The following is a 19,358-nucleotide window of genomic DNA, read 5'->3' on the forward strand; positions in this document are numbered from 1 at the left end:
TCGTCAAGCCTTGCCGTCGCCTCTGAAGACGCGCGAGGAATCCGAGGCGAATTGCCGGCGCCACATCACGGTCAGCACGGCTGCCGTCGCGATCAGGAAAAGCCAGGGGCTGAGGAACCAGCCGAGATAGGCGAGCGCGAAGAAAAAGGCGCGCTGGCCGCGGTTGAAATGCTGCCCGGCGGCGATGTTCATCGCGATGGTTTCCTGCACCGCCGCCTTCGTCTCCGGCAGGTCCTGGTGCCGCGCGGCGGGGATCGCGCCGAGCAGGATGGCGCAGTAGTTGAACAGCCGGTAGCTCCAGGAGAACTTGAAGAAGGCGTAGGCGAAGATCACCGCCAGCCCGATCACCTTGATCTCCCAGGCGGCGCGGGTCGATTCGGTGACGAAGGGCAGGTCGGCGAAGATCTGGGCGACGCGGTCGGTCGCCTGCAGCAGGCTGAGCGCGCCGCCGATCGCGATCAGCGAGGTCGAGGCGAAGAAGGCGGTGCCGTTCTGCAGGCCGTTCATCACCTGCGTGTCGATGATGCGGTTCTCGCGCTGCACCGATTCCTCGATCCAGCGGGCGCGCCGGATGTTCATGCGCGCGTTGAGGCTGCCCGCGGCATGCGGGCCGACCTCGACCGCGACATGGTAGGCGATCCAGGCCGCGACGAAGAAGATCAGCGCGATGGCGTCGATGGTTGCGAATCCGGCCATGTTTCCTCCCGGCGGCAGAGTGCTGCGCGCGTGATCGCATCGCAAGCCGCGATTGACGTGAAGAACACGAGCCGCCACGGTGCCGGCGCGAGACGGAGAGGGCGATGCCGCAGACCATCACCAAGGGCTACAAGGCCCTGCTGGCCGAAGCCGAGGCGAAGGTCAAAGCCCTCTCGGTCGAGCAGGCCAAGGCGCTGGTCGGCCGCGACGACACCGTCTTCGTCGACCTGCGCGATCCGCGCGAGCTGGAGCGGGACGGGCGGGTGCCCGGCGCCTTCCATTGCCCGCGCGGCATGCTGGAATTCTGGATCGATCCGGAAAGCCCCTATGCCAAGCCGGTCTTTCAGGAGGACAAGCAGTTCGTGTTCTTCTGCGCCGGCGGCTGGCGTTCGGCGCTCGCCGCCAAGGCGGCGCAGGAGATGGGCCTGAAGCCGGTCGCGCATATCGAAGGCGGCTTCGGCGCCTGGAAGAAGGCGGGCGCTCCTGTCGAAGCGCCGACGCCTAAACCCGAGAAGAGCGTCGGCTGAGAGCGCTGCCTTGCTGTCCCATATCCTGATCGTCCTGGCGGTCGTCGCCTTCTTGTTCCGCAAGCCGTTGCTGCGGCTGCTGCAGAGCCGCTTGCCTGACCGCCAGAAGCGCCATCAGGTGCTCGGCGTGGTCATCACCGCGTTCTTGCTCGTGATCGCCGTGAGGCTGCTGGCGCTGTTTTGGTGAGCGGCCGCTCCGGCACTGGGGCGGCGAAGCGACCGCGCGCCGCGTTCAGCTTCGGACCACGGGAGATTTCTCCTTCCTGAGCGCCCTGACGAAGTTGTCGTCGAGCCCGAGATGGCCCTTGACGAGTTCGGGCGGTGTCAGCGCCAGCCATTGGTCGAGCGAGATGTCGGCGTAGTAGCTGCTCTTGAACATCTCGAGGAAGCGTAGCGTCGTCGTGCCGGTGTTCTCGACATAGTGCCCCATGGCGAACGGGACGTAGCCGACATCGCCAGCCGAGAAGTCGAAGGTCCGGGAGGTGCCGACGCCGGCGAAGACACCCATGCGCCCCTGGCCTTCGATATAGTACTGCCACTCGTCGGTGTTCGGGTGCCAGTGCAACTCGCGCATCCCGCCCGGCTCGATCTCGACCAGGGCGGCGGCGATCGTCGCCGAGGCCGGGAAGACCGAGGAATCGGTGATGCGTACCGCGCCGCCGCTCGACCTGATCGGCGTCTGCGCCAGCATCCTGTGGCTGAAGCTTTGCGGGATCGGCGTCGCCCCGGCGATCTTGTTGGAGGCGAGCGCGCCCGGGACCGGCAGGTTGAAGATGTAGCGCTCGCGCGGATCGGGCGTCTGACCGAAATTGCCGGCCGGCACGCCGAAATTCTTGGCGAGGACGTCCGGAGGGATGTGCTTGAACCAGTCGGTCAGCAGGAAGGTGCTGTCCTCATCGAATTCGCCGTCGTCGAAGACCAGCAGGAACTCGCAGCCATCCGAGCCGGTCGCCTGGATCGAATGGGGCACGCCGCTGGGGAAGTACCAGAGGTCGCCGACGCCGACATCATCGACGAAATTGCGCCCCTGCGCATCGACGGCGGTGATCCGCGCGGTTCCGTAGAGCATGTAGGACCATTCGGCCTGCTTGTGCCAATGCATCTCGCGCGTGCCGCCCGCGTTGAGCCGCATGTTCACGCCGGCGATGTTCTTGGAGATGCCGAGTTCGCGAACCGTGATCTGCCGGGTCCAGCCGGCGGAATAGAGCTTGTTCGGCGCGTCGGAGAAGGAGAATCGCAGGTTCGGGATGGTGCCGCTATCGGTGGCGGGCGGGTTGATGATGTTCGGGTTGGCGCGGTCGATGCCGAGATTGCGCGGGCCCGGGTCGGTCCCGCCCCGGCCTGGGCGCATGGGCTGCGGGACGCCGGTTCCTTGCGCATGGGCCGCGCCGCTGGCCACCAGCAAGCCGCCAGCGGCGAGCGTCGTAAGTGTTTCACGGCGAGAAATTGTCGTCATCGGTTCTTCTCCGGTTGCAGCCTGGGGCGCGGGTGAGGGCAGGCCCGCAAGAGCGGGCGATCGCCTTGCGTTTGGGAGCACCGCGGACGTTTCCTGTTGGAAGCGGTCAGCCGTTGGGAAGAATGACGGGGCCGGGTCGCAGGATGGGATGGGATGCGGTGCGTTATGGGTTTTTCGAAATCGAAGCCTCCTTGCTTCCTGTCGAGACCTAGCGCTCTGCGGCGGGCAGGTCTGTGACCTGAGTGTATACTGTTGCCATACGTTCGTATGATGCCCTGATGTTTCACAGCGCGCGCTGGAATTCGGACTTCGTAAGCATCCGGCGATGACAATGCGCCATATTGATGGTTTTTGTCCCGCCGATATTTCCATGTGCTGTGATTTGTAAGGCTCCGGCTATTGAGATCCGCGGTCTGTGCTGCCGAAAGGGAATGTGAAGCCGTCGATTGCTTTACTGAAGGAGCGGTGTGCCATTGTCCGAGGCCAGCTGTGGCGCTGATGCCTCACGTCGTGCCGATTGCGAGGCAGCGGCTTGCGCATCGAATTCCGATGCGGCATCTTGTCCGTGTTGGCTCCAACTCAAGAAAGGGAGGGCTGAATGGATTTCGTCATCAAGTTCGCACCTCCCTCGCGAATGTCCCGCCGCTAGGTCGGACATTGCCGCGGCCCGCCTGATGGCGGCCTGAGCCTTTATTCCATCGCCATTCGTTTCATCCGGAGACGACGCTTCCGCGTGCGCTCCGCTCGATCTGGAGTCGGTCCCGCTACGGGCCGAATGACCGCCATGTCACTTCAAAAGCAAGCGGAGCGGCAGGAGCCGTTCCGCGCCGTACTCGGCTTCACATTCAAGCATTGGGCGCGCCAGCCCGGCGCGGTCGCCTTCGTCGGCGGCTCGATGATGCTCGCGACCGTGGCCGACCTGTTCATGCCGCTCTATGCCGGCCGCCTCGTCGATGCGGTGGCGGGCGAGGGCGCGGCAGCGCAGACGGCCGCGCTCTGGGCGCTGGCCGCAATGCTGGTGCTCGGGGCGCTCGCCGTGCTGTTCCGGCATCTCGGCTTCATCGGCATCACCGGCATGACCCTGCGCACGATGAGCGACACGGCGCAGGAGGCCTTTGCGCGCCTGCAGCGCTTCTCGACCGACTGGCACGCGAATAATTTTGCCGGCTCGATAGTGCGCAAGATCACGCGCGGGATGTGGGCGCTCGACCTGCTGACCGACACGATCCTGATCGCGCTGCTGCCGTCATTGTTCGTGCTGCTCGGCACCACGGTGCTGCTGGCCTGGCACTGGCCGGCGATGGGGCTCGTCGTGCTCGCGGGTGCGCTGCTCTATGTCGGCGCGACCGTGGCATTGTCGTTGAACTATGTCGCGCCGGCAGCGCGGCTCGCCAATAGCTGGGACACGCGCGTCGGCGGTGCGCTGGCCGACGCGATCTCGTGCAATCCCGTGGTCAAGGCCTATGGCGGCGAACTCAGGGAAGACGCGCGGCTCGCCACCGTCATGGCGAAATGGGCGCTGCGCACGCGTCGCACCTGGGTGCGGGGCACGATCTCCGGCACGGCGCAGCAATTCGTGCTGCTGGCGCTGCGCGCCTCCGTGATCGGGCTGGTGATCTGGCTTTGGGCCAATGGCCAGGCGACGCCGGGCGATGTCGCCTTCGTGCTGACCAGCTATGCCGTCGTGCATGGCTATCTGCGCGATGTCGGCCAGCACGTGCACAACCTGCAGCGCTCGGTGAACGACATGGAGGAACTTGTGGCCATGCACGCCCAGCCTTATGGCGTGCCCGATCGCAAGGGCGCCAGCGCGATGGCTGTGAGCGCGGGTGAGATCGCTTTCGAGGACGTGACCTTCCATTACGGAGGCCATGTCGAGCCGCTCTACCGCGACTTCTCGCTGACCATCGCGGCGGGCGAGAAGGTCGGGCTGGTGGGGCGCTCCGGCTCCGGCAAGACGACCTTCGTCAAGCTGGTGCAGCGGCTCTACGACGTCACCGGCGGGCGCATCGCCATCGACGGGCGCGACATAGCCGAGGCGACGCAGGCCTCGCTGCGCTCGCAGATCGCGATCGTGCAGCAGGAGCCGGTGCTGTTCCACCGCTCGCTGGCGGAGAACATCGCCTATGGCAAGCCGGGCGCCTCGATGGCCCGGATCGTCCAGGCGGCGAAGCTCGCCAACGCGCATGAGTTCATCATGCGCCTCCCCAAGGGCTATGCCACGCTGGTCGGCGAGCGCGGCGTCAAGCTCTCGGGCGGCGAGCGCCAGCGCGTGGCTTTGGCCCGGGCCTTCCTGGCCGATGCGCCGATCCTGATCCTGGACGAGGCGACCTCGAGCCTCGATTCGGAATCGGAGGCGCTGATCCAGCAGGCGATCGAGCGGCTGATGCAGGGCCGCACCACGATCGTCATCGCGCACCGGCTCTCGACCGTGCGCGCGATGGACCGCATCCTGGTCTTCGACCGCGGCGTGGTGGTCGAAGAGGGCAGCCACGAGGCCCTGCTGACCCGCGAGAACGGCGCCTATCGCGCGCTGTTCGAGCGGCAGGCGAGCGAAATGGCGAAGGGGCTGGCGGCGTAAGCCGCCGGCCTTTCCTTCTCCCCCCTGCGGGAGAAGGTGGCGCGCAGCGCCGGATGAGGGGTCGCGCGGCCGTTTCCGGCTGGTGTTGGTTGAGGCGCTGCGCGGCAGGCGTCGCGCGACCCCTCACCCCAACCCTCTCCCGCAGGGGGAGAGGGGTCGCGTGGTGGGCGTTGCCATGTTCAGGCTTTGACTTCCCTCATCCGTCAGCGCTTCGCGCTGCCACCTTCTTCCCCGAGGGGAGGGGAGCCCAATGTCGAGCTTGGCACCGCTGCTCTCGGCCGGACGCCGGCGACCGGTCCAGGCTGAAGATTTGCCGGCTCTATTGTTGCTGCCGCCGAGTTCAGATTTTGAATCGGCTTGCTCAGAAACCGAGTCATTGCCGCAACGTAAGCATCTGGCAGCGCCCAATGTTTGGCGCTGGCGATCACGGTCTCCATATAGCCCGGCTGCGCCTTGCCGATCGTGGCGCTGCGGCCGACATAGACCAGCGCCCGCTTGGCGCCGCCTGCGACGATGACCGGCTGGTTGATCTTCACATAGAGCCCGCTGGCGATGTCCTCGAACTTGTCGAGGGTGCGGATGTCGCTGAGCGCGCAGTCCCAGAGCACGCCATGGACCGCATCGCGCGGGTCGCGGATCACCGAGGCGTAGCCGTCGGTCGTGACGATGAAGCGGTGCCGCGGCAGCCGGGCGAGGCCGAGCGCGCGCGAATTCGGGCAGCGCTTCGCCATTCCGGCGACGTCCATGTTGAGCCCGTAGGCGAAGTAGAGGGGCATGCGGACACCGCGTCATTCTCGGGCGAAGCGAAGCGCAGACCCGAAAATCTCGGGAGGGAGGGGCGCTCGCTTTCTGGTTGTATAGGCTTCTCGTCCCGAGATGCTCGGGTCAAACCTGTGGTAGTTTGTGGTCATCCGGTGCCCTGGGGGTCTAGCTTTAGTTGGCTTTGTTTCCAAGTATCTTTACAATTCTTCAAAAATGGTTCAATATTGTCGGCGTAGTTTTTTAATTCTATACAGAATAAGCCATCGTCTTTTGATTCTCCAACGATCATTCTCAATTTAGATAATTTTTCAGTTCTTTTCGGAATTTTTGACGCTCCTAGGGAAGTGCTTAATTCAGATAACGTAGAATATATCGATATTCTGAAGCTGTGGTCTATTTTGCAACACGCTTTGTAAAATTCAATAAATTTGGAATTTGACAGGTCAAATTTCCCGTCAACAATCTTTGGTCTATAAATTGAGATCGCCTTCTCATCTGAAGTTGCACGCACGGCGTCGTGCAGTTTGCGGGCATCCGATGCAGCTTCATCGATGACATGAGCGAGGAAGCCGTCCAATCTACGTGAGCACCAGTCCGCTCTTTCAGGAGCGGAACGCTCGGTTAGCGCCTGCAAAATAGCCGCTGCGTTTGCCAGCTTTTCGAAGTGTTTCTGGACAACACGCACATGGCCCGTCATCGAATGTATTGCTTGTCCAACCATCATCACTTCGTCTTCTGGAACAATTCCCGCCCGATCAGCATCCGCCTGATCTCGCTCGTCCCGGCGCCGATCTCGTAGAGTTTTGCGTCGCGCAGCAGGCGCCCGGTCGGGTAGTCGTTGATGTAGCCGTTGCCGCCGAGGAGCTGGATCGCGTCGAGCGCGATCTGCGTCGCCTTCTCGGCCGAGATCAGGATGGCGCCGGCGGCGTCCTCGCGGGTGGTCTCGCCGCGGTCGCAGGCCTTGGCGACCGCGTAGACATAGGCCTTGCACGAGTTCATCGCGACATACATGTCGGCGATCTTGCCCTGGACGAGCTGGAATTCGCCGATCGACTGGCCGAACTGCTTGCGCTCGTGGATATAAGGCATGACCACGTCCATGGCCGCCTGCATGATGCCGAGTGGGCCGGCCGAGAGCACGACGCGCTCATAGTCCAGCCCCGACATCAGCACGTTGACGCCGCGCCCGACCTCGCCGAGCACGTTCTCCTCCGGCACCTCGCAATCCTGGAAGACGAGCTCGCAGGTATCGGAGCCGCGCATGCCGAGCTTGTCGAGCTTCTGCGCGGTCGAAAAACCCTTCATGCCCTTCTCGATCAGGAAGGCGGTGATGCCGCGCGAGCCTGCGGCCGGGTCGGTCTTGGCATAGACCACCAGCGTCTCGGCGACGGGGCCGTTGGTGATCCACATCTTGTTGCCGGTGATGACGTAGCGGTCGCCCTTCTTCTCGGCGCGGGTCTTCATCGAGACGACGTCGGAGCCGGCGCCGGGCTCGGACATGGCGAGCGAGCCGACATGCTCGCCCGAGATCAGCCCCGGCAGGTACTTTGCCTTCTGCGCGGCGGTGCCGTTGCGGGCGATCTGGTTGACGCAGAGGTTGGAATGGGCGCCGTAGCTAAGGCCGACCGAGGCCGAGGCGCGGCTGACCTCTTCGATCGCGACGACATGCTCGAGATAGCCGAGGCCGGAGCCGCCATCCTCCTCCTTCACCGTGATGCCGTGCAGGCCGAGCGCGCCCATCTCCGGCCAGAGGTCGCGCGGGAACTGGTTGCTGCGGTCGATCTCCTCGGCGCGCGGCGCGATGCGCTCCTGCGCGAAGGAATGGACGGTGTCGCGGATCGCGTCGGCGGTCTCGCCGAGGTCGAAGTTGAAGGGGCGCGGGGCGTTGGCGAGCATGGTGGCCTCCCATGTGTGAGACAGGGCGTTTGAGAGGGTTATAGCGCGGTTTGCGCTGGTGTCAGGCTCGCCGAAGGCCGGTTCCGGAATGGGCGAGGATGCACGGGTGTTTCCTTCTCCCCTGCGGGAGAAGGTGGCGCGCAGCGCCGGATGAGGGGTCGCGCCGCCCTTTCCGATGACGGAGCATTCCAGACGCTGATGCTGCAGTCGTCGCGCGACCCCTCATCCGTCAGCGCTTCGCGCTGCCACCTTCTCCCGCAGGGGGAGAAGGGAAAGCTGCGGCAATGTGGTGGTTTGATTATCCTACCCTGGAGGATAGGATATCGCCATGAGCCATCACCTCGACCCGGACATCGTCAAACGCCTGCGCCGGGCGCAGGGCCATCTCGATACCGTCGTGAAGATGGTCGGAGCAGGGCGGGAGGTGCCCGATGTCGTGCAGCAGCTCCAGGCGGTCGAGAAGGCGCTGGAGAAGGTCAAGATGCTGCTGATCTTCGACCATATCGACCATCACCTGTTCGAGGCCGCGGGTGCGCAGACGCCCGAGGCGCGCAAGTCGATCGAGGGCCTTAAGGCCCTGACCAAGTATCTCTAGAGTGCGGAGCAGCCCGGCATGTCCGACATCGCCCATCTCTCGCCTCGGCACGAGCACGTCTTCCTCGGCGCTGGCCATGACGAGAGCGAGCGCCGCACCTGGATCGTCATCGCACTGACCGCGGCGATGATGGTCGGCGAGATCGTCGCCGGCACGCTCTTCGGCTCGATGGCGCTGGTCGCGGATGGCTGGCACATGTCGACCCATGCAGCGGCGCTGGCGATCGCGGCCTTAGCCTATCGCTTCGCCAGGCAGCATGCGCGCGATCCGCGCTTCACCTTCGGCACCGGCAAGCTCGGAGACCTCGCCGCCTTCGCCAGCGCGCTGGTGCTGGCGCTGGTCGCGCTGTTCATCGGGGTGGAGTCGCTGCTGCGGCTGGTTCAGCCGGTGCCTATCGTCTTCGGTCAGGCCATAGCGGTCGCGGTACTCGGCCTCGCGGTCAACCTCGTCAGCGCCTGGCTGCTCGGCGGCGGCCATGGCCATGATCACAATCATGACCATGGGCATCACCACCATGACGATCACGGCCACCACGATCGTGGGCACGGCCACGATCACGGGCACGGCCATGCCGCCATGAAGAGCGACCACAATCTGCGCGCCGCCTATCTGCATGTGCTGGCCGACGCCTTCACCTCGGTTCTGGCGATCGTGGCGCTGCTCGGCGGCAGCCTCGTCGGCTGGGTCTGGCTCGATCCGGCGATGGGCATCGTCGGGGCGCTGGTGATCGCGCAGTGGTCGCTCGGCCTGCTGCGTAGCTCGGGCGCGGTGCTGCTCGATGCGGTGCCGGATCGTGGCCTCGCGGCGACGATCGGCGCGCGCATCGCGGCGGAGGGGGCGGAGGTCGCCGATCTGCATCTCTGGCAGGTCGGGCCCGGCCATTGCTGCGCCATCGTCTCGGTGGTCACGGCGGAGCCGAAGCCGCCGGCGGCCTACAAGGCGCTGCTGGCGGACCTGCCCGGCCTGTCGCATGTCACCGTCGAGGTGAACCCGGCCGCCGCGGCGGTGTGAGGGCGCCTGACCTCTGCCGTCATGGTCGGGCTTGTCCCGACCATCCACGTCTTCGTTCATCGCGGGCGGCGTTCAAGGCGTGGATGCTCGGGACAAGCCCGAGCATGACGGGAAGGGCAATGTGCTCAGCCCTCAGTGGATCATCCTCTTGCGCCTGAGCAGCCAATAGATGGCGAGCCCTGCGAGGATCGAGAGGATGATGACGTAGTCGAAACCCCAGTCGTTATCGTTGAAGGGCAGGCCCTTGGTGTTGACGCCGAACAGGCCGGTGATCAGCGTCGCCGGCATCAGCGTCGCGGTCAGGATCGAGAGCACGTAGAGGTGGTTGTTGGTCTGCGTCGTCAGCTTGGCGGCGATCTCGTCCTGCAGCAGCCTGGCGCGTTGCTGGACGATCTGGACGTCGGTCAGCATCGTATCGACCTGGTGGAGCAGGCGGCCGGCCGCGCTCTTCACCGTCTCGGGCGCGGTGCGCGCCGACGAGGTCTCGGAGAAGCGGCGGAACAGGAGGTGCAGGCCGTTGAGCTGCCGGTGCAGCTTGACGGTGCGGCGCCGGATCAGCCCGAGCCTTCGCGCCTCGTCGCCCATGCGGTCATCGAGGATGTGGTCCTCGACGCGGTCGGTGTCCTCGGTGAGCTGCATGACGTCCGCAGCGACATCCTCGATGACGTATTCGATCAGGCGCTCGAACAGCACGACCGGGGAGGTCGCCTTGAAGCCGCCTGCGAGCGCGTCATGGGTCAGGCGCGCGGCCTGGAGCGCCTGGCGCCGCCCGGTGAGCAGCAGGTTCTCACCGATGATCCAGTGCAGCATGCCGATCTCGTCGGCGCGGCTGTCGATCTCGCGGACCTGGTCGAAGGTCACGCCCCAGGCGAAGTCGGTGCTGTGGTGCAGCCGCTGGTGGTCGTCATGGGAGAGGAAGACGGCCTGCGCCTCCGCCGGCAGCACGGCGCAGTCGGAGATCCATTGCTTGGCGCGGTTGTCGATGAGGTCGAGATGGAGCCAGAGGAACTCGTTCTCTGGCAGCTCGATCACCGGCATCTGCTCGCGCGGCAGCAGATGGGCGTTGCCCTCGGCGTCGAAGCGATAGGCCCAGATGAAGCCGACTTGGGTTTGCAGGTCGATCAGCCGGGTCATGTCGTAGTTCATGCGGGCCGGCCTTGTTTGATCCTGCCGTCAGAGCATGGCGCGAAAAGACGGGGGGCGGCTTTTCGCGGGACGCCATGCGCTGACTTTTAGAGGAGATCGCGTCGCAGCCGGACTATTCCGCCCGATTGCGACGCGATCTGGGCGGAAGCGGCCCCGCGCCCGGTCAAGAGGCGCGGTGCCGGGGTTCGGCTCAGAGCCCGTTCGATACTTCTACTATCGTGGGTGTCCGACGCGGTCGTCTGTGCTTCCGGTGCTCACGGACGAAAGTCCGCTGCGCTCCGGTTCTCGACAACCACGCCAGACACCTCGCGCTAGCGAAGTCTCAAACGGTCTCTCAGAACACCATCCGCAGTAGGACGAAGAGCGTGCCGGAGATCAGGATGGCGCAGGGCAGGGTGAGCACCCAGGCCATCAGCAGGTTGCGCACCGTCGACATCTGCAGCCCGGACTTGTTCGCCGCCATGGTGCCGGCGACGCCCGAGGACAGGATGTGCGTGGTCGAGACCGGCAGGCCGTAGTTGTCGGCCGCGAAGATGGTCGCGGCGGCGACGAGCTCGGCGGAGGCTCCTTGGGCATAGGTCAGGTGCGTCTTGCCGATCTTCTCGCCGACGGTGACGACGATGCGCTTCCAGCCGACCATGGTGCCGAGCCCGAGCGCGATGGCGACGACGACCTTGACCCAGAAGGGGATGAACTTGGTCGCGTTGTCGAGCGAGCTCTTGAAGGCCTGCATCGCCTTGAGATCGTCGGGTGTGAATATCTTCTCCTCCTTCTTGTCGGCGACGAAGATGAAGCGCAGCGCCTCGGAGGCGAGGTACATGTCGTTGCGGGCGTTGCCGACGGTGGCGGCCGGGAACTTCGCCGGCGAGCCATAGGTCTCGAGCGTCTTGACGATCTCGCGCGTCAGGGCCGCCAGCGCCGGGAAGGTCGATTCATTGATCTGGCGCTCGGCGACGTAGCGCGTGACGATCGGGCGCGGATCGCCGAGGATCTGGTGGCCGCCGGCCTTGGCGTCGATCACGGCGCTGGCCGCGATCGCGGTCTGGCGGAAATTGTTGAGATCCGCCGGCGAGATCGCGCGGTTGAGCGCATAGGCGGTGGGCGCGCAGCCGATCAGGATCAGCATGATCAGGCCCATGCCCTTCTGGCCGTCATTCGAGCCATGGGCGAAGGAGACGCCGGTGCAGGTCGCGATCAGCAGGCCGCGGATCCAGAGCGGGGGCGGCTTGTTGCCCTTCGGCTCGGCATAGAGCTCTGGGCTGCGGATGAGCGCCTTGATGGTCAGGAAGAGCAGGGCGGCGGCGATGAAGCCGACCAGCGGCGAGAGCAGCAGCGAGTAGCCGATCTCGATGGCCTTCGACCAGTCGATGCCCGAGGTGCCGTTGTTTGAGCCGAAGAGCTGGTTGGCGAGGCCGACGCCGATGATCGAGCCGATCAGCGTATGCGAGGACGAGGCCGGCAGGCCAAGCGCCCAGGTGCCGAGGTTCCACATGATCGCGGCGATGAGCAGCGCGAAGACCATGGCGAAGCCGGCGCCCGAGCCGACATTCAGGATGAGTTCGACCGGCAGCAGCGAGATGATGCCGAAGGCGACCGCGCCGGTGGAGACCATCACGCCGAGGAAGTTGAAGAAGCCCGACCAGACCACCGCGAAGTTGGCAGGCATGGCGTTGGTGTAGATCACGGTCGCGACGGCGTTGGCCGTGTCGTGGAAGCCGTTGACGAACTCGAAGGCGAGCGCGGTCAGGAGCGCGACGCCGAGCAGGACGAAGGGCAGCCAGGTCGTCGCCGGCATGCCGGCAGAGCTGATGTCCTGGTAGAGGCTGAAGACCATGTAGGCGAGGCCGGCGGTCAGCACAGCGGCGAAGATGATCAGCGCCAAGACGCTCTTCGGCGATTCGAGCTGTGGTTTTTCAGTGCCCGGCTCGTGGCCCTGGCTGCTGTCAAGCGTGATACTGGTCATGGAAACAGTCCCCGAAGCCTCGTTGAGGTCGGGAAAGGCTGACCATGTTTGCCGACAGTCTGATGACGATTTCGCAGATGCGAAAAGATCAGATTAAAAAGTCAAGCCGCGTTTTCTAAAAAGTTCTACGACTTTAGACTATAGTCTTCGCCAATCTACTCGTCGTCGCCGTCATTCGCCAGCGAGCCGGTCACGTCGGGATCGCGGCTGACGAGCGAGCGTCCGGGCACGCGGCCGGGCGGCAGCATCCGGAACGGCGTGCCGCCGGCCGATCCCGGCGCGAGCGAGCCGGCTGGGGCCTTGCGACCGGCGATGCGCGGCTCGTTGCCATGCCATTTGCGCGCGCCGATGTCGAAGCGGCCCTGGCGCCAGGAGGCGAACTCGTGCTCGGAGCCGAAGAAGGCGTTGCGGTCGACATCGCCGGTGATGCCGGGCACGCGGCCGGTCGTGGTGAACTGCCAGAACTCCCATTGCTCGCGGTTGTAGCGGTGGCGCAGGGGCGCTGCGGTCGAGCGCAGCCAGTAGGGGTAGTCGTTGAACTCGCCCTCCAGCACGTCCTCGTGGAAGGTGATGTCGGTGTAGATGATCGGCTTCTTGCCGGTATGCTCCTGCAGGCCCTTCAGCATCTCGCGGACCTTGGCGAGCGCCTTCTCGCGCGGCAGTTTCTTGCCGCAGCTCTCGGACTCGCCGTTCCATTCGAGGTCGAGCACCGGGGGCAAGGCGTCGGGGTCGCGCGGGATGTGGCGCTTGATCCAGCGCACCTGGTCCTTGGCGGGGCGGCACCACCAGACGAAATGGTAGGCGCCGCGCGGCACGCCGGCGCGCCTGGCGCCCTCCCAGTTGCGGCGGAAGCTCGGGTCGAGATGGTCGCCGCCCTCGGTCGCCTTGATGAAGGCGAAGCGCGTCCCGGCGTCCCTGACCCGCTCCCAGTCGATCTCGCCCTGCCAGCGCGAGACGTCGATGCCCTGGATCGCCTTGCGCCTGGCATCGCGCACGCCGCGATGCGGATCGCTGTCGCCCTTCTTGGGATAGAGCGCGGCGGCCTCGCCCATGCAGAAGAGGGAGAGGCTCAGGATCGCAAGCGCGCGCAGCAGAATCGTCGTTTTTGGGGTCGCGCGCACCTGCACCGGCTCCTTTTTGTCCGCGACTAGTCGTGCGGGCGCAGGGTTAAAGGCCGGTTAGCGGTCGCTCGGATGCAGGCGAACGATTTCAGCCTTGGTTAACCGCGGAGGGGCACGGAGCGCCAGCCAAGCGCGCGGCCTGGAGTGAAGGGGCTTACTCGGCCTCGTCAGGCTCGGCTGAAGGCGCCTGGCTGACATGCAGCGAGGAGGCCATCGGCGAGAGGCCACCGGGGATCGTCGCGACCACCGGACCAGACGGGGCGGGCATGCGCTCGGGGCCCGGGCTCGGCTGCGGCGGCACCGAGCGGCGCTTGTCCCAGCTCAGCGTGCCGATGTCGTACTCGCCATTGACCCAGGCCGCGAAGTCGCGCTCGGAGCCGTAGAAGGCGTTGCGGTCGACATCGCCCCTGATGCCGGGCACGCGGCCGGTCGTGGTGAACTGCCAGAAGGCCCAGCGCCTACTCTCGTAGCGGGCCTCGGGCTTCGCGGCAGTCGAGCGGATCCAGTAGGGATACTCGTTGAACTCGCCTTCGAGCACGTCCTTGTGGAAGGTGATGTCGGTGTAGATGATCGGCTTCTTGCCGGTGAGCTGCTCGAGCTCGGTCAGCATCAGCTTGATCTTCTCGAGTGCGAGCGACCTGTCGATCTTTTGCGGGCAGGTCCGGGAATGGCCGTTCCACTCGACGTCGAGCACCGGCGGCAGGGCGTCGGGGTCGTTGGGAATGTTCTGCTTGAACCAGATCGCCTGCTCGTGGGCCGGCCGGCACCAGTAGACGAAATGGTAGGCGCCGCGCATCACGCCGTGGCGCTTGGCAGCCTCCCAGTTGCGCTGGAAGGCGGGGTCGACATGGTCGCCGCCCTCGGTCGCCTTCATGAAGGCGAAGCGGGTGCCGGCGGCCTTGACCGAGGCCCAGTCGATGTCGCCCTGCCAGCGCGAGATGTCGATGCCGTGGATCGGGTAGTTATGCGCCGCCGCGACGCCGGGATGCGGCCGCGCGTCGCCCTTCTGCGGATAGTTGTCCAGCGCCACGCAGCCGCCGAGAACGGCAAGCGCGGCAGCGGCCAGAAAAGGGAGCGGGCTGAGACGGAACATGCGGCGGGCGATCATCTCTCGGACAATTGCGGAGAAAAATTGACGTCCGGTTTACGCTACCAAGTCTCCGGCTTGCTGTTTTGACGCATTGTCTTCGCGCGAGCCGGCAATCCACTTCGCTCGACGATGCCTTTGCCGAGCGTCTCAGTTCAGGCCAAGCAATATCGTGGCGGTGCCGAGGAAGGCGAAGAAGCCGACCACATCGGTCACCGTCGTCACGAATGTCCCGGAGGATACCGCCGGGTCCACCCCGTACCGATCGAGCAGGACGGGGATGGCGACGCCCGCCAATCCGGCGGCGATCAGATTGATGACCATCGCGATGCCGATGACAAGCCCCAATCCGGCATGGGAGAACCAGAGCGCCGCCACGACGCCCGTGATCAGGGCGAAGGCGATGCCGTTCAGCAGGGCCACGATCAGCTCGCGGGTGAAGAAGCGGCGGACGTTCCAGGCGCCGAGTTCCTGCGTGGCAAGCGAGCGCACCGCGACCGTCATCGTCTGCGTCGCGGCGTTGCCGCCCTGGCTCGCGACGATCGGCGCGAGGATGGCGAGCGCCACGAGCTGCGAGAGCTGCGCCTCGAACAGCCCCATCACCGCGGCGGCGAGGAAGGCCGTCACCAGGTTGATGAAGAGCCAGCGGAAGCGGCTCTTGGCGATCTGCGCGACCGGGTCCGACAATTCTTCGGCCGCGTTGACGCCGCCGAGCTGCTTGACGTCGTCATCGGCCGCCTCCTCGATGACGTCGACCACGTCGTCGATGGTCATGACGCCGACGAGCCTGCCGGCATCGTCGATCACCGGCGCGGCGACGAGGTTGTAGCGCTGGAACTGGCGCGCCACGTCCTCCAGGTCCTCGGTTGCCCTGACGACGCGGCGCTCCTCTTCGAGCAAGTTGGAGATCGAGACCGGCCGCTTGGTGCGCAGCAGGTGGTCGAGCCTGACCGTGCCGACGAAGTGATGCGCCGGGTCGGCGACGAAGATCTCGAAGAAGCGGTCGGGCAGGTCGGCCGTCTCGCGCAGGTAGTCGATGGTCTGGCCGACGGTCCAGAACGGCGGCACGGCGATGACCTCGGTCTGCATGCGCCGGCCGGCGGTGCCCTCGGGATAGTCGAGGCCCTGCTGCAGCGCGACGCGCTCGGCCGGAGTGAGCCGCTCCAGCACCTCCTGCTTGTCGGCCTCGTCGAGGTCTTCGAGAATGTAGACCGCGTCGTCGGTGTCGAGTTCGCGCACGCCTTCGGCGACGGTCTCGGCCGAGAGCTCTTCGAGAATCTCCTCGCGGACGGCGTCGTCGACTTCGGTCAGCGCGGTAAAGTCGAAATCCGAGCCGAGCAGCGAGATCAGCCGCGGCCGCTCCTCAGTGTCGAGCGCCTCCAGCAGTGCGCCGAGATCGGCCTCGTGCATGTCCTCGACGACGCTGCGCAGCGTCGTGACGTCGGAGAGCAGGACCGCCTGGGAGACCTCTTCGACCAGGCGCGGCTCGATGGCGCCGTCCTCGTCGCGAATCGCGCGGGCGGGCGTCAGGGCGCGATCGGGAGCGCTATCGGCTTCGACCATCCGTCGGGCTCCGCGATTCGAGGTTCTGGGACACGGTTCTTTTGTCAGCCGCACTCCGCCGTGGCAACGCAACATGACGCTTTCGCGGCAAGATCGTGCCCAGGGCTGTGGCGTGGGCCTGGAAACGAAAAACGGCGATCCACAGGGATCGCCGTTTTTACGAGGCTTCAGCCTGAATCTGGTGCGGTCAAGAGGACTCGAACCTCCACGGGTCTCCCCGCTACCACCTCAAGGTAGTGCGTCTACCAGTTCCGCCATGACCGCAGCGGCTCAATCGTTGCCGCAGCGATGCGGCGAACTCCAGAGCGGCGCGGGTCTACCAAATCGAATCCGCGGCTGCAAGTGCGCTGGCGAAGGAAAAGCTTGGATGGGAGTCAGAACCGCAGCGCAGCCGGGATCGGTGCCTTCATGCGGAAGCCGGGAAAGCCATGCCGGTGGCCTCTTCGGCCAGCCATTCGCAGAATCGCTCGATCTTCGGATTGGCGGGCATTCTCGTCCTGGCCACGTAGCAATAGTCGCTTTTCACGAAGCCCAGCGGTGCGGCAAGCCGGCCGGCTTCGACATCGTTCATGACGAGGTGCCAGGGCGCGATGCAGATCCCAAGCCCGGCGCCGGCCGCTTCGAGCGTGTAATAATAGTGCTCGAACACGGCGCCGGCCGGATCGATCGCAGGGATGCAAGCTGCCGCCGACCACATCGACCAAGCGTTCATGCGGGTCTTCGTCTGCAGGAGCAGGGACGGGGACAGATCCCCAGCCGAGCGGAACGCCACGTCCGGCCTCGTCACCGGGCCGAGCCACTCCTGGAACAGCAGGCGCCCGCGTCGTTCGCCACGCTCCGGGCGAGGGGATTCTTCGACCGCGATCTCGATGTCGAAGCGCTCGCTCTTGAGATTGGCGGAATAGTCCGTCGCGCTCAGGCGCACGTCGATGCCGGGATGGAGATCGCGGAAGCGGTGCAGGCGCGGGATCAGCCAGCGCATCAGGAACGTGCTGAGGCAGCCTATGTCGAGCACCTCGTCCTGCGCGCGCATAGCCGTCTGAACGGCGGTTTCGATCTGGTCGAAGGCCGAGGAGAGCGACGGCAGGAAGGCCTGGCCGGCCAGCGTCAGCCGCGGCTTGGTCCGCGGGCCGGCGAAGAGCGCGACGCCGAGGATCGCCTCCAGATGCTTGATCTGCCGGCTGATCGCGCCGTGCGTGACGGAAAGCTCCTCGGCGGCGGCGCTCATCCGCCCCAGGCGCGCAGCGGCTTCGAACGAACGCAGCGCGTTCAGCGGGATCGGCCGTCGTTTCATCTTGTGAGCTTAGCGCACATAGAGCCGGACAAGGTATCGATATGATCTGCGGTCAATTCCCAGCATAAGCGCTCGAACAATCCGTTCAAAGGCACTTACCTGGAGAATCGAGCGATGCCATTCATCCGTACTTCGGTCCGAAAAGGCACAAGCCAGCAGCGCGTGGCCGCGATCGTCGATGGCATCCATCTAGCCCTGGTCGAGGCGATCGGCATGCCGGCGGACGAGCTCTTCAATCTGGTGTCGGAATATGAGCCCGAGCGATTCTTCTACGATCGCTCGTTCAACGGCAACGCCCGATCGGACGAACTGGTCGTCATCGAGATCACGATGCGCCGCGGCCGGAGCGACGCGATGAAGCGCGCGCTCTACGCGGGGATCGCGAGCCGCCTGTCCGCGGCCGGCGTTTCACCGAAGGACATCTTCATCTTCACGCACGAGAACGATTATTCCGACTGGTCGGTCGGCAATGGCGTCTTCGCGATGGCGATCGTGCAGCAGCGCGGCACCGATAGCTGAGGTGGTGGTGGAGATCGCCGGGCCCCCCTGATCAGGCGGCCTCGGCGATGGTCTGCACGCTGTAGACGGTCGGGCGCTTCAGCATCTCGGTGACCTCGACCGCGATGCGCGTGCCGTTGACCACGACATGCCCGCGCGCGAACGGGTGGTTGTTGGCGAGGATCTGGACCTCGTCGTTCTCGCTGGCGTTGAGCTCGATGATGGCGCCGCGGCCCATGCGCAGCAATTTGTAGATCGGCATCTGGGCGGAGCCCAGCACCACCGTCAGTTCGACGCCGACGAGATCGAGATCAGCCTTCAAGTTTTCACTCCGAAACCCTACTTGCGAATTCCACCAACGAAACTTGCCAGCCTGCCGGCTTGGGCGCATGAGCCTGCCGGCCGGTGGGCCGGACGCTTCCGGTTAGCGATCGTTGAACAAACAGAGTTAACGCAGCGTGAAGACACGAGAGGCTCTTTCGGTTTCGTTCCTGCCGCAGGCCGGATCGGAGCCGGTCGAATGGGTGATCGCGGACGGGCTCGTCGGCTATGACGAGGCCGTCGCCGAGATGGAAGCGCGGGCGGCGCTGATCGCCGACGGCCAGGCGCGCGAGCGCGTCTGGCTGATCGAGCACCCGCCGCTCTACACTGCCGGCACCTCGGCCCGCGACGAGGACCTGACCCAACCCGAGCGGCTGCCGGTCTATCGCAGCGGGCGAGGCGGGCAGTTCACCTATCACGGCCCCGGCCAGCGCGTGGCCTATGTCATGCTCGACCTGAAGCGGCGCGACCCGGACCTGCGCAGATTCGTCGCCGCGCTCGAAGCCTGGCTGATCGGCACGCTCGACGGCTTCAACATCCGCGGCGAGCGGCGTGAGGACCGCGTCGGCGTCTGGGTGCGCCGGCCGGAGAAGGGCGCTGAGGCCGAGGACAAGATCGCCGCGATCGGCATCCGCGTGCGGCGCTGGGTCTCGTTCCACGGCATCTCGCTGAACGTCGAGCCGGAGCTGGCGCATTTCGACGGCATCGTGCCCTGCGGCGTCAGCGACCAGGGCGTGACCTCGCTGGTCGATCTCGGCCTGCCGCTGACCATGCCCGAGGTCGATTCTGTCCTGCGGGCCGAGTTCGAGCGAATCTTCGGGGCGACCGTCGCGGTCTGATC

Annotated in this window: 19 protein-coding genes and 1 tRNA gene; 7 read left to right on the forward strand and 13 right to left on the reverse strand. The window is 65.5% G+C overall.

The genetic code is table 11. The features are described 5' to 3' along the window. Positions 1 to 3: 3 nt before the first annotated feature. Positions 4 to 696 (reverse strand): DUF599 domain-containing protein, encoded by a 693-nt coding sequence (locus DWF00_RS11460; RefSeq protein ID WP_114827684.1) that lies wholly within the window; start codon positions 694 to 696, stop codon positions 4 to 6. A gap of 104 nt (positions 697 to 800) precedes the next feature. Here DWF00_RS11460 and DWF00_RS11465 point away from each other — a divergent pair, with 104 nt between their 5' ends. Both DWF00_RS11465 and DWF00_RS29420 read left to right on the forward strand, forming a co-directional pair. Continuing rightward, positions 801 to 1,223, forward strand: a complete 423-nt coding sequence (locus DWF00_RS11465; protein WP_114827685.1) for a rhodanese-like domain-containing protein — start codon at positions 801 to 803, stop codon at positions 1,221 to 1,223. A gap of 10 nt (positions 1,224 to 1,233) precedes the next feature. Continuing rightward, complete coding sequence (locus DWF00_RS29420; protein ID WP_181832495.1) at positions 1,234 to 1,410, forward strand: hypothetical protein; 177 nt, start codon at positions 1,234 to 1,236, stop codon at positions 1,408 to 1,410. 45 nt (positions 1,411 to 1,455) lie between these two features. Here DWF00_RS29420 and DWF00_RS11470 read toward each other — a convergent pair whose 3' ends face one another. Continuing rightward, positions 1,456 to 2,679, reverse strand: a complete 1,224-nt coding sequence (locus DWF00_RS11470) for an oxalate decarboxylase family bicupin (RefSeq protein WP_114827686.1) — start codon at positions 2,677 to 2,679, stop codon at positions 1,456 to 1,458. Positions 2,680 to 3,463: 784 nt separating this feature from the next. Here DWF00_RS11470 and DWF00_RS11475 point away from each other — a divergent pair. Continuing rightward, positions 3,464 to 5,260 carry an ABC transporter ATP-binding protein gene (locus DWF00_RS11475; RefSeq protein WP_114828021.1) on the forward strand — a complete coding sequence of 599 codons (1,797 nt, stop codon included), beginning with the start codon at positions 3,464 to 3,466 and terminating at the stop codon, positions 5,258 to 5,260. Between the two features lie 203 nt (positions 5,261 to 5,463). Here DWF00_RS11475 and DWF00_RS11480 read toward each other — a convergent pair whose 3' ends face one another. The 3 genes from DWF00_RS11480 to DWF00_RS11485 form a co-directional block, all read right to left on the reverse strand. Then, the gene (locus DWF00_RS11480; RefSeq protein ID WP_114827687.1) at positions 5,464 to 6,036 is read right to left on the reverse strand and encodes a gamma-glutamylcyclotransferase family protein; all 573 of its coding nucleotides are present in this window, start codon (positions 6,034 to 6,036) and stop codon (positions 5,464 to 5,466) included. A gap of 131 nt (positions 6,037 to 6,167) precedes the next feature. Continuing rightward, positions 6,168 to 6,746: a hypothetical protein gene (locus DWF00_RS29050; RefSeq protein WP_147283637.1), complete on the reverse strand. Its 579-nt coding sequence runs from the start codon at positions 6,744 to 6,746 to the stop codon at positions 6,168 to 6,170. Beyond that, positions 6,746 to 7,918 (reverse strand): isovaleryl-CoA dehydrogenase, encoded by a 1,173-nt coding sequence (locus tag DWF00_RS11485; RefSeq protein WP_114827688.1) that lies wholly within the window; start codon positions 7,916 to 7,918, stop codon positions 6,746 to 6,748. The genes DWF00_RS29050 and DWF00_RS11485 overlap by 1 nt, the downstream gene beginning before the upstream one ends. A gap of 328 nt (positions 7,919 to 8,246) precedes the next feature. On the opposite strand from DWF00_RS11485, the gene DWF00_RS11490 reads away from it, so the two are divergent. Both DWF00_RS11490 and dmeF read left to right on the forward strand, forming a co-directional pair. Then, positions 8,247 to 8,513: a metal-sensing transcriptional repressor gene (locus DWF00_RS11490; RefSeq protein ID WP_114827689.1), complete on the forward strand. Its 267-nt coding sequence runs from the start codon at positions 8,247 to 8,249 to the stop codon at positions 8,511 to 8,513. A gap of 18 nt (positions 8,514 to 8,531) precedes the next feature. Next, positions 8,532 to 9,524 (forward strand): CDF family Co(II)/Ni(II) efflux transporter DmeF, encoded by a 993-nt coding sequence (gene dmeF, locus DWF00_RS11495; RefSeq protein ID WP_114827690.1) that lies wholly within the window; start codon positions 8,532 to 8,534, stop codon positions 9,522 to 9,524. Between the two features lie 132 nt (positions 9,525 to 9,656). Here dmeF and DWF00_RS11500 read toward each other — a convergent pair whose 3' ends face one another. From DWF00_RS11500 to DWF00_RS11530, 7 genes are all read right to left on the reverse strand, one after another. Further along, complete coding sequence (locus tag DWF00_RS11500; protein WP_114827691.1) at positions 9,657 to 10,670, reverse strand: CorA family divalent cation transporter; 1,014 nt, start codon at positions 10,668 to 10,670, stop codon at positions 9,657 to 9,659. 334 nt (positions 10,671 to 11,004) lie between these two features. Then, positions 11,005 to 12,633 carry an inorganic phosphate transporter gene (locus DWF00_RS11505; protein WP_114827692.1) on the reverse strand — a complete coding sequence of 543 codons (1,629 nt, stop codon included), beginning with the start codon at positions 12,631 to 12,633 and terminating at the stop codon, positions 11,005 to 11,007. Positions 12,634 to 12,788: 155 nt separating this feature from the next. Then, a complete protein-coding gene (locus tag DWF00_RS11510) occupies positions 12,789 to 13,754 on the reverse strand; it encodes a glycoside hydrolase family 25 protein (RefSeq protein ID WP_425453097.1) in 966 nt (321 codons plus the stop codon). Positions 13,755 to 13,908: 154 nt separating this feature from the next. Beyond that, complete coding sequence (locus DWF00_RS11515; RefSeq protein WP_245973832.1) at positions 13,909 to 14,847, reverse strand: glycoside hydrolase family 25 protein; 939 nt, start codon at positions 14,845 to 14,847, stop codon at positions 13,909 to 13,911. A gap of 144 nt (positions 14,848 to 14,991) precedes the next feature. Then, the gene (gene mgtE / locus DWF00_RS11520) at positions 14,992 to 16,404 is read right to left on the reverse strand and encodes a magnesium transporter (protein WP_114827694.1); all 1,413 of its coding nucleotides are present in this window, start codon (positions 16,402 to 16,404) and stop codon (positions 14,992 to 14,994) included. Positions 16,405 to 16,583: 179 nt separating this feature from the next. Beyond that, positions 16,584 to 16,668, reverse strand: a tRNA-Leu gene (locus DWF00_RS11525). 142 nt (positions 16,669 to 16,810) lie between these two features. Then, positions 16,811 to 17,698 carry a LysR substrate-binding domain-containing protein gene (locus tag DWF00_RS11530; RefSeq protein ID WP_114827695.1) on the reverse strand — a complete coding sequence of 296 codons (888 nt, stop codon included), beginning with the start codon at positions 17,696 to 17,698 and terminating at the stop codon, positions 16,811 to 16,813. Between the two features lie 114 nt (positions 17,699 to 17,812). Here DWF00_RS11530 and DWF00_RS11535 point away from each other — a divergent pair, with 114 nt between their 5' ends. Beyond that, on the forward strand, positions 17,813 to 18,217 hold the full coding sequence (locus DWF00_RS11535; RefSeq protein ID WP_114827696.1) for a tautomerase family protein: 405 nt from the start codon (positions 17,813 to 17,815) through the stop codon (positions 18,215 to 18,217). A 31-nt stretch (positions 18,218 to 18,248) separates the two neighbouring features. Here DWF00_RS11535 and DWF00_RS29820 read toward each other — a convergent pair whose 3' ends face one another. Next, entirely contained in the window at positions 18,249 to 18,518 is a 270-nt protein-coding gene (locus DWF00_RS29820; RefSeq protein WP_281270140.1) for a FliM/FliN family flagellar motor switch protein, read from the reverse strand. 136 nt (positions 18,519 to 18,654) lie between these two features. Here DWF00_RS29820 and lipB point away from each other — a divergent pair, with 136 nt between their 5' ends. Continuing rightward, positions 18,655 to 19,356, forward strand: a complete 702-nt coding sequence (gene lipB / locus DWF00_RS11545; RefSeq protein WP_114827698.1) for a lipoyl(octanoyl) transferase LipB — start codon at positions 18,655 to 18,657, stop codon at positions 19,354 to 19,356. Positions 19,357 to 19,358: the final 2 nt, after the last annotated feature.

The sequence above is a fragment of the Allobosea caraganae genome (assembly GCF_003351345.1).
Lineage (GTDB): Bacteria > Pseudomonadota > Alphaproteobacteria > Rhizobiales > Beijerinckiaceae > Allobosea > Allobosea caraganae.